The sequence below is a fragment of the Intrasporangium calvum genome, assembly GCF_028446585.1.
GTDB classification, from domain to species: Bacteria; Actinomycetota; Actinomycetes; order Actinomycetales; family Dermatophilaceae; genus Intrasporangium; species Intrasporangium calvum_A.
Map to the genome: position 1 here is coordinate 1 of NZ_JAPFQL010000125.1, position 6140 is coordinate 6140.

At 69.2% G+C, this 6140-nt stretch carries 7 protein-coding genes and 2 tRNA genes; 3 read left to right on the forward strand and 6 right to left on the reverse strand.

Annotated features, from left to right (window positions below; genetic code table 11):
- Positions 1–27 precede the first annotated feature (27 nt).
- Complete coding sequence (tig, locus tag OO014_RS18565) at positions 28–1407, reverse strand: trigger factor (RefSeq protein ID WP_272463815.1); 1380 nt, start codon at positions 1405–1407, stop codon at positions 28–30.
- Positions 1408–1552: 145 nt separating this feature from the next.
- Between tig and OO014_RS18570 the strand changes: the two genes are divergently transcribed.
- Positions 1553–2098 carry a hypothetical protein gene (locus OO014_RS18570; protein ID WP_272463816.1) on the forward strand — a complete coding sequence of 182 codons (546 nt, stop codon included), beginning with the start codon at positions 1553–1555 and terminating at the stop codon, positions 2096–2098.
- Positions 2099–2175: 77 nt separating this feature from the next.
- Here the strand turns inward: OO014_RS18570 and OO014_RS18575 are convergent, their stop codons facing one another.
- The 4 genes from OO014_RS18575 to OO014_RS18590 all read right to left on the reverse strand — a co-directional run bounded on the left by OO014_RS18575 (position 2176) and on the right by OO014_RS18590 (position 4711).
- Positions 2176–2409, reverse strand: coding sequence for a lipoyl domain-containing protein (locus OO014_RS18575; protein ID WP_272463817.1), 234 nt, complete (start codon positions 2407–2409; stop codon positions 2176–2178).
- Positions 2410–2412: 3 nt separating this feature from the next.
- Complete coding sequence (locus OO014_RS18580) at positions 2413–3432, reverse strand: alpha-ketoacid dehydrogenase subunit beta (protein ID WP_272463818.1); 1020 nt, start codon at positions 3430–3432, stop codon at positions 2413–2415.
- 19 nt (positions 3433–3451) lie between these two features.
- On the reverse strand, positions 3452–4426 hold the full coding sequence (locus tag OO014_RS18585; RefSeq protein WP_272463819.1) for a thiamine pyrophosphate-dependent dehydrogenase E1 component subunit alpha: 975 nt from the start codon (positions 4424–4426) through the stop codon (positions 3452–3454).
- Between the two features lie 211 nt (positions 4427–4637).
- Positions 4638–4711 (reverse strand) — tRNA-Gly (locus OO014_RS18590).
- 105 nt (positions 4712–4816) lie between these two features.
- Between OO014_RS18590 and OO014_RS18595 the strand changes: the two genes are divergently transcribed.
- Positions 4817–4890 (forward strand) — tRNA-Pro (locus tag OO014_RS18595).
- Between the two features lie 40 nt (positions 4891–4930).
- Here OO014_RS18595 and trmB read toward each other — a convergent pair.
- The gene (gene trmB / locus OO014_RS18600) at positions 4931–5749 is read right to left on the reverse strand and encodes a tRNA (guanosine(46)-N7)-methyltransferase TrmB (protein WP_272463820.1); all 819 of its coding nucleotides are present in this window, start codon (positions 5747–5749) and stop codon (positions 4931–4933) included.
- A gap of 133 nt (positions 5750–5882) precedes the next feature.
- Here trmB and OO014_RS18605 point away from each other — a divergent pair, with 133 nt between their 5' ends.
- A complete protein-coding gene (locus tag OO014_RS18605) occupies positions 5883–6119 on the forward strand; it encodes an antitoxin (RefSeq protein WP_272463821.1) in 237 nt (78 codons plus the stop codon).
- Positions 6120–6140 lie beyond the last annotated feature (21 nt).

Below are 6140 nucleotides of genomic sequence, written 5' to 3' on the forward strand. Positions count from 1 at the left end.
CGTCGTGGATGACTGCGTCGAGCAGGCTCAGGCCTTGGCGGCCTCGTCCGACTCGGCGGCGGGCGCCTCGACGGTCTCGACCTCAGCCGACTCGAGGTCAGCCTCGGCACCCTCGGCCTCGTCGGCCTCGTCGGCCTCGGTGCCCGGCACTGCCTCGTTGAGGTCGATGACGTTGCCGGCGGTGTCCTTGACCGAGACCTTCTCGAGCACCGACGCGAGCGCCTTGCGACGGGCGACCTCAGCGACCATGGCGGGGATCTGGCCCTCCTTGTCGAGGGTCTGGGCGAAGGCGTTGGGGTCCATGCCGTACTGCTGGGCGTTCATGACGAGGAACTCGATGAGCTCGGCCTGCTGGACCTGCACCTCCTCCTTCTCCGCGATCGCGTCGAGCAGGAGCTGGGTCTTGAGGCCCTTGCGGGTGTTCTCGTCGACCTCGGCGCGGTGCTCGTCGTCCTCGAGCCGGCCCTCGCCCTCGAGGTGGGAGTTGACCTCGGCCTCGACGATGCCCTCGGGGATCGGCACCTCGACGCGCTCGAGGATGGCGTCCAGGAGCTGGTCGCGGGCGGCGACGCCCTGGCCGAACTTCGCGTCGACCTCGGCCTTCTGGGTCAGGTCGGCCTTGAGCTCGTCGAGCGTGTCGAACTCGGACGCGAGCTGGGCGAACTCGTCGTCGAGCTCGGGCAGCTCGCGCTCCTTGACGGCCAGCACGGTGACGGTGCAGTTGGCCTCACGGCCCTCCTGCTCGCCGCCGGCGAGCGGGGCGACGAAGGTCTTGGTCTCGTCAGCGGCCATGCCGACGAGGGCCTCGTCCATGCCCTCGAGCATGTTCTTGCTGCCGACCTCGTAGGAGACGCCCTTGACGGCGTCGATCTCCTCGCCGTCGATCTCGGCCGACAGGTCGATGGAGACGAAGTCGCCATCCTGGACGGGCCGGTCGACGCCCTTGAGGGTGCCGAAGCGGGCGCGGAGCGCGTCGAGGCGCTGCGCGACGTCCTCGTCGGACACGACGGCCTCGTCGACGGTGAGCTCGATGTCGGAGAAGTCAGGCAGCTCGATCTCGGGACGACGCTCGACCTCGGCGGTGAAGCTGAAGTCCTCACCGTCGGTGGCCGGCACCTTGAGGTCGGTGATCTCGGGCTGGCCGAGGGGACGGACGGAGTTCTCCTCGAGGGCGCGGCCGTAGAGGTCGGGAAGCGCGTTGTTGACGGCCTCCTCGAGGACGGCGGCGCGACCGACGCGCTGCTCGATGAGCCGGGCCGGGACCTTGCCCTTGCGGAAACCCGGCACCTGGATGTGCTCGCCGATGTGCTTGATGGCCGCATCGAGGCTCGGCTTGAGCTCCTCGAACGGGACCTCGACGGTCAACTTGACCCGGGTCGGGCTGAGGGTCTCGAGCGCACTCTTCACTGCGGGTACTCCATGTCGGCTGTGGGGTGATGGGGGTGGACTGACGGGGGAGGTGAACTCCGTCGGTTGCCGTCTGCGCGCACCGACGCACCATGCTATAGGTCTCGTGGCCTGCGGGCTAAATGCGTCCTCCTATGCTCGGGCCATGCCGTCCGCGTCGCCGCCGCCCCCGTCGCCGTCCCCATCGCCAACGCCTGACCCTGCCCTCGCGGCGCTGCGCCCCCTGCAGCTCGTCAGCGCCGCCATCGGGATCGGCGCCATCATGCTGACTGCGACGCGCGTCCTCGTCGACCCCGAGCCGGTGCCCCCGTCGTGGCTTGCTGTCGCGATCGTCCTCGTGGCCGTCGTCGGCGCCACCGCCCTGATCACGGTGTTCGGCTACGCGGTGCCATCGCTGCCCCACGGGCTGCCGCGCGAGAACGCCGCTCGGACGAGCCTGCGCTACTTCGGCTCGACGACCGTGCTCCGCTCGGCGATCGCGGAGGCCCCGGTCCTCGTCGCCTTCGTCGTCTCGTTCACGGTGGCGCCGCACTCCTGGCTTCCGCTGCTCGTGGCGCTCCCCGTGACGGCTGCGCTGTTCTGGTGGCACGCGTGGCCCTCCCCGCGAACCGCCGCCGCGGTGGAGAAGGGACTCGAGGCGGAGGGCGCCGAGAGCCACCTCAGCGAGACCCTCGGCTTCCGCGCGGAGTGAGCTCAGCGGCATACGGCATCCTCTGCGAGGGCAGGCCGCCAACCCGGTCCGCGGCGGGCACCACTGACCAGTGCCGCTCAGTCGATCGTCGCGATCACCGCCCCTTGGAGTGCCGCCTCGCCCTCGGCCACCACGATCCGGACCGTGCCCGCCTGGGGTGCGAGAACCTCGACATCGACCTTGTCGACGGCGACCTCCGCGACGAGCTGACCCTCTGAGACCGTTGCGCCGTCGTCGACGAACCAGGTCGCGACGACGCCCTCCGCGTCGGGGTTGTCCTTCGACAGGTGTGGGAAGGGGATGTCTGCCATCGCTCAGCCCATGACCTTCCGCACGGCATCCCGGATCCGGTCCTGACGCGGAAGGACGGCGTACTCGAGCTCCCGGGCATACGGGATGGGCACGTCGGGGACCGCCACGCGGATGGGCGCAGACTTGAGCGCAACGCCCCGCTCAGCCACAGTGGCGATGATCTCGCCGGAGAGGCCGAAGGACTGGTAGTCCTCGTCGACAACGACCAGACGACCCGTCTTGGCCACGGAGGCAGCAACGGCGTCACGGTCGAGGGGGACCAGGCTACGCAGGTCGAGCACTTCGACGTCGATGCCTTCCGGAGCCAGCTCCTCGGCCACCTCGATCGCGTGCTGCACGGAGAGCGACAGGGTGACGATCGTGACGTCTGCACCCTCGCGGGCCACGGCCGCCTTGCCGATCTCGACCTCGTAGGGCTCCTCGGGCACGTTGCCCATCGCCCGGGACTGCTTGGCCATCCAGACCAGACCCTGCAGACCCTTGTGAAACAGGTAGATCACCGGGTTGTCGTCGCGGATGGCCGCGGTCATGAGGCCCTTGGCGTCAGCCGGGTTGCTCGGGACGACGACCTTCATGCCCGGCAGGTGCGCAAACATGCCCCACAGGGTCTGGGAATGCTGGGCGCCGTCGGAGTAGCCGCCCCCGACGGCGGTCATGAGCACCATCGGCACCTTGACGTTGCCACCGGACTCGAAGTGGATCTTGGCCATGTGGTTGTAGATCTGGTCCATGCAGACGCCGAAGAAGTCGACGAACATCAGCTCGACAATCGGTCGCAGGCCCTCCACGGCGGCCCCGATGCCGAGGCCGATGAACGCCGTCTCCGAGATCGGCGTGTCCATGACGCGGTCCGGCCCGAAAGTGTCGAGCAGGCCGGTCGTCGAGCCGAAGATGCCTCCGTACGTGCCGACGTCCTCGCCGAGCACGATGACGTTGGGGTCACGTTCCATCTCCTGTGCGATCGCCTCGACCATGGCCTTCGAGCCGGTGAGGCGGCGGGTGGCTTCGGTTGTTGCAGTCATCGCTGTCTCCTCCTCTGGCTCACGCGAAGACGTAGTGGGTGGCGGTGGACGGGTCCGGCGTCGGTGAGGACTTGGCGAAGTCGAGTGCATCCTGCACTCGCTTCTTCGCCTCGTCGCGCAGTTGCTCGATCTGGGTCTCGTCGAGGACCGCGTCCGCGATGAGTTGCTGCTCGTAGGACGGGATCGGGTCTCGGCCGGGCACCTCGGGTAGCTCGGGACGGTAGGCCTGGGCGTCGCCCTCGAAGTGACCCCAGAGTCGCAGGGTGTGGACCTCGATGAGCGTGGGTCCCCCACCGCTGCGGGCGCGCTGCACGGCCTCACCGGCCGCGTCATACACACCCTCGACCGAGTTGTCCTCGACGCGGATCCCCGGGATTCCGTATGCCGCGGCGCGGTCGGCGTTGGACAGCACCGAGGTCGAGGAGGTGCGGGGCACGGAGATCGCCCAGTCGTTGTCCTCCACGACGAAGACGACCGGTAGGTTCCACAGGGCGGCGAGGTTGAGCGACTCGTGGAAGGCCCCTTGGTTGGCAGCGCCCTCACCGGTGACGGCGACGGCTATGGCTCCGGCTCCTTGCCGCTTGAACGCGAGCGCCTGGCCGAGCGCCGGCGGGTAGCCCTCGGCGATGATGCCGGAGCACGAGAAGTGCGTGTCGGGATCGAAGAGGTGCATGTGACCACCGCGGCCGCGACCGAGGCCCGTCTCGCGACCGTAGATCTCGGCCGCCAGCTTGTTGATGTCCATGCCGTGGGCGATGGCGAAATGGTGCGGACGGTGCGTGGCCGTGACGGCGTCACGGTTGTCGAGGTGGGCGCAGACACCGGCAGCAACCGGCTCCTGGCCGGCCGACAGGTGCATCTCGCCCGGGATCAGTCCAGCGCCGATGTCCCAGGCCGGCTTCTTGTCGGCATGGTAATCGGCGAGAATCGCCTCCTCGAAGGCTCGGATCTGCACCATGGTGGTGAAGAGATCCGCTCTGGTCTTGTCCTCCACGGGTTCCTCCCTTGCGCGAGTGTCGAGGGTCGACAGACTCACGCTCGACCCCTGACAACCCAACGTCAAGTGACATTGGTCCTGCGGGACCCGTTCGGCTCGAAGCCACTGCTCGGTGCTGCCCCGGGACTCCAGTGCAGATCGGGCTTCCCGGTCGAAGCGGAGCCGGGGTCCCGGGAGGCGACCCGGGCCGAAGCCGCGCGGACGATCGTGGAGCGGGCGACGAGAATCGAACTCGCGTAATCAGTTTGGAAGACTGAGGCTCTACCATTGAGCTACGCCCGCAGGGCCGCTGGTTGATCCGGCGATCCGAGGCGCTAGCCTACTGGTTCGCGTCCCGTCCGCTGAAATCGACCCGCCCCCGCGGGTTCTTCGTGCCGACGGGTACGACGGGGCATGGCGCAGTTTGGTAGCGCGTCCGCTTTGGGAGCGGAAGGTCGCAGGTTCAAATCCTGTTGCCCCGACCGAAAGATCCACACAGCAACACGCCCGGCGCCCAGAAACTCACCCGTGCTGCAACGCGTGGGGTGTCTGGGCGCCGGGCGTGTTGCGTCGGGGTCCGTCGACGAGGTCGAGCCGCAGCTCGTGGATGTCGCGGCCGGCCGCTCGACCCTTGGCCTCGAAGCCATCGCGGGGCCGCCAGTCCGGCCGGTCCACTCGGCGCGCCTCGAACCGCGGAGGCGCAGCCACCTCCTCGAGGACGTGCTCGGCGTAGAAGGCCTGGTCCGTGGCGATGAGCACGTGACCGCCGGGCTTGAGGACGCGGGCGAGCAGGTCGAGGTTCGTCGGCGAGACGAAGCGGCGCTTGGTGTGCTTCTTCTTGCGCCAGGGGTCGGGAAAGAAGAGGTGGATCGCGTCGAAGACCCGGGCCCCCACCCGCTCCTCGAGGAAGACGACCGCGTCGCCCTGCTCGACGCGCAGGTTGGGCACCCCGGCGGCGTCGGCGTCGGCGAGCATCCGCGCCAGGCCGGGCGAGTGCACGTCCATGGCGAGGAGGTCCCACTCGGGGTGAGCGGCCGCGAAGGCGATCGCGGCATGGCCGTGGCCGCAGCCGATCTCGAGGACGACCGGCGCGGTCCGGCCGAAGGCCTGCACCGGGTCGAACGGTCCGGCAGGCAGCGCACGAGCCGGGGCGAGCCGTTCGAGCCGGTCGAGGGTCAGCGCGGAGAGACGCCCGCGGCGCACGAAGCTGCGCACGCGAGCCGGGGTGACCCCCTGCGGCAGGTCGGGAAGCTCATGCGGCCGGCGGCGCCCCCGGTCCGCACCGGAGCCGGCACTGGGGTCGGCGGGCTGGTCAGCGGGCTGGTCAGCGGGCTCGTTCACCCCGGCATCGTAGTGACATCCGCGTTCACCTGATCGTCGCGCCACCCGCGCCCACCGCGCGCGAGAGGCGTGGTTGGGTGGTGGGACGGCGACGTCAGCAGCGACGTCCGACGACCGAAAGGGTGTGTGCCTCATGGGCATGTTCGACAACATGGCGGACAAGGTCAGCGACCTCGTCGAACAGAACCAGGACAAGATCCACGAGGTCGTCAACGACCACGGCGACACGATCGGCGACGGCATCGACCGGGCCGGCGACTTCGTCGACGACAAGACGGGCGGCCGCTTCAGCGACCACATCGGCACCGGCGAGCAGCACGTCAAGGATGCGATCGACGGCCTCGACGGCCAGAACGACGACATCCCCTGAGCCGAGCGGGACCGAGAGCCG

What these genes read in the sequence shown, in the direction of transcription:
- OO014_RS18570 (WP_272463816.1), top strand. Translation starts at nt 1,553, where the DNA reads ATGCCGTCCGCGTCGCCGCCGCCCCCGTCGCCGTCCCCATCGCCAACG.
- OO014_RS18575 (WP_272463817.1), bottom strand. Translation starts at nt 2,409, where the DNA reads ATGGCAGACATCCCCTTCCCACACCTGTCGAAGGACAACCCCGACGCG.
- OO014_RS18580 (WP_272463818.1), bottom strand. Translation starts at nt 3,432, where the DNA reads ATGACTGCAACAACCGAAGCCACCCGCCGCCTCACCGGCTCGAAGGCC.
- OO014_RS18605 (WP_272463821.1), top strand. Translation starts at nt 5,883, where the DNA reads ATGGGCATGTTCGACAACATGGCGGACAAGGTCAGCGACCTCGTCGAA.